The organism is Skermanella sp. (assembly GCF_059503625.1).
In genome coordinates, this window is sequence record NZ_JCACHA010000891.1 from 5,046 (window position 1) to 7,783 (window position 2,738).

Genomic DNA, 2,738 nt, shown 5'->3' on the forward strand with positions numbered 1-2,738 from the left:
GAGCGGAGCCTTGCCGGCCCGCTCGCTCAACGACGAGTACGACTACCTGACGGCCTGCGTGCAGCAGCTTGCCGACGACGCGCTGACGGCGCTGCACTACGCCCCGACCGACCTGCCGGCATCGTCCCTGCTGCCCGGAAGGGCGGCGCGGGCGAACCAGTTGCTGGCGTTCGACGGCGGCGGCAACCCGACGGTGACGCCGGCGGTCGATAGCGAGGGGCTGAGCAGCTTCGTCGGGCCGGGAACCGGTGCGGTGCGCCGGTCGATCCGCGACAAGCTGGCGGATGTCGCCTCGGTCCGGGACTTCGGCGCCGTCGGCGACGGCATCGCCGACGACACGTTGGCGATCCAGGCGGCGCTGACTGCAGCGACGGCGGTGTTCGTGCCGCCCGGCGTCTACCGGGTCACCGCGACCCTGCCGGTCGGCTACGGTCAGAGCCTCTACGGATCTGGAGCGGGATCGATCATCCGGGCGGATGGTGGCGGCTTCCCGGTGATCCTGCTGCCGGACAGCTACGCCAGCCTGCATCACCTGCGGATCGAGCAGGGGAGGGTCGGGATCAAGCTGACCGGGCGCGACGGGCCATGCGTCCAGAACGCCGTCCACGACATCGTCGTCTGGGATACTGAAACGGGCGTCGTGCTGGACGGCGGCGACAACCCCGACCGGCCCTGCTACTGGAACAACTTCGCCCGCGTGCTGGTGGTTCGGCATACCCTGCACGGCGTCCATCTCGTGCGGACGGGCGCCGGGGATACGCCCAACGCCAACAAGTTCCACTGCGTCCGGGTCTATTCGCTGGGGGTGCCCAGCACCGGATCGGGCTTCTACGTCCAGCACGGGCGGTTCAACAACGCCTTCGTCGATTGCGAGGCCAACCTTTCGACCACGGCCCATACCTGCTTCCGGATCGGGCCGGACACCGACAAGAACCTGCTGGTCAACCTCTACACCGAGTCGGTCGGCGGCGTGCCGAACGTCTACCTGGAGGCCGGTTTGCAGGAGACATCGATCACCAACCTGTTCTCGGCCAGCGGCGGGCCGGCGATCTGGGACCAGTCGGGCGGCCAGTTCACCGCCTACAACGCCGGCTATCCGGCCAAGAACTACCTGAAGCCGACCAAGGTCACCGACCTGACGGTGGAGGCGATGCGGTACGAGACCCGCTTCGTCGATCCGGCGGCGGGTGGCGTGGTCGTGCCCGACATGACCCGGTCGGTCCATCTGGTCAGCGCCTTCAACGGGCCGGTCGAGTTCCGGCTGCCGGCGCCCGGCAATGCCGAGGGGCGGGCGCTGACGATCAAGAAGATGGACCTGAGCGGCAATGCCGTGACGGTGACGGATGCTTCCGGCTCCGGTCCGGACGGCAGGCCGTTTCCGCTGGGCAGCCGCTACGACTTCGTCACCGTCGTTTCCAACGGGGCGGCGTGGTGGATCACGGCCGCCCACATGCTGCCCGGCAATGCCGGCTTCTTCGAGGGCGGCACCCTCTTCGAGCCGGACCTGAGCCGCAACTTCTATCTGGTCAGCGCCTATGGCGGGGCGACCGAAGTGAGGCTGCCCAGTCCGTCCGCCACGCTGGCGGTCGGCCGGACCGTGACGATCAAGAAATCCGATGTCAGCGCCAATGCGGTGACCGTCACCCAGAGCGGCGGCGGCGGTCCCGACGGCGAGGCCATCGTACTGAGCGCGAAGGGCCACGCGGTCACCGCCCTGTCCAACGGTGCGGCTTGGCACATCCTGGCCAGAAATCCATGAACGGCAAACCTGTGAAGAAAAGGAACGATCCATGTCTGAATGCGAGCGGGAGGTGTCCGCCGACCTGCTGTCGGTGATCCTGCCGGCGGCGGCGCGACGCGCCATCGGGGCATACGAAATCTTCTCCAGCATCCCGCCGGACGGCGGAGACGCCAAGGAGTTCGGGGCCTTCCAGACCGCCTGCAAGGCGGCTGTCGGCCACCTGACCGCCCTTTACCAGCTTCAGCGGCTGGTCGCTGCGGCCGTGGCGCCGAAACCGGGGGCGGGTACCACATCGAGGGCCGACGAGTATGCCGAGATCTACGACCGTGCCCGCGCCCGGATCGCCTTGCTGGACGGTCCCGATCCACTGGACGAGGCCAATCCTTCGGAAGAGGACTAGGAGGTGGAGAGCGAGTTTGGAAGCTTCAGAAACTTCCTCGTTCTCTGGAACACCGTGCAGGACCTGAAGGACCCGGTCCACCATCTGGAAATCGCCGACTGGCTGTCCGCCGGCTGGCACGGCCGGGACCGGCGGCTCCTGCTGATGGCCTTCCGGAACAGCGGAAAATCGACCGTGGTCGGGCTGTTCGCCGCCTGGCTGCTGAAGACCAACCCCTCGCTCCGGATCATGGTACTGTCGGCCGATCTGGCGCTGGCGAAGAAGATGGTCCGTACCGTCAAGCGGATCATCGAGCGCCACCCGGAGACGCAGGGCCTGAAGCCCGACCGCGCCGACCAGTGGGCTGCCGAGCAGTTCACCGTCAACCGCCAGATGGAACTGCGCGATCCCAGCATGCTGGCGCGCGGGATGGGGGCCAACCTGACCGGCAGCCGCGCCGACGTCGTGATCTGCGACGACGTGGAAGTGCCGAGAACCTGCGATACCGCGCCGAAACGGGAGGACCTTCGGGCACGGCTGAGCGAGATCGACTACATCATCGTGCCCGGCGGCATGCAGCTCTACGTTGGGACGCTTCACACCTACTACACCATCTAT

Annotated in this window: 3 protein-coding genes; all 3 read left to right on the plus strand. The window is 67.4% G+C overall.

The window, feature by feature from the left end; translation table 11 throughout:
* Window positions 1-1,759: glycosyl hydrolase family 28-related protein (locus tag AC5JJ6_RS32455; protein WP_496046008.1), on the plus strand; the 1,759-nt coding region annotated here is incomplete at its 5' end.
* 31 nt (window positions 1,760-1,790) lie between these two features.
* Window positions 1,791-2,141, plus strand: coding sequence for a hypothetical protein (locus tag AC5JJ6_RS32460; protein WP_496046009.1), 351 nt, complete (start codon window positions 1,791-1,793; stop codon window positions 2,139-2,141).
* 3 nt (window positions 2,142-2,144) lie between these two features.
* Window positions 2,145-2,738, plus strand: a 594-nt coding sequence (terL, locus tag AC5JJ6_RS32465) for a phage terminase large subunit (RefSeq protein WP_496046010.1), incomplete at its 3' end; no start/stop codon positions are given.

Excerpts from the sequence above, each read along its gene's own strand:
- AC5JJ6_RS32460 (WP_496046009.1), top strand. The coding sequence starts at position 1,791 with ATGTCTGAATGCGAGCGGGAGGTGTCCGCCGACCTGCTGTCGGTGATC.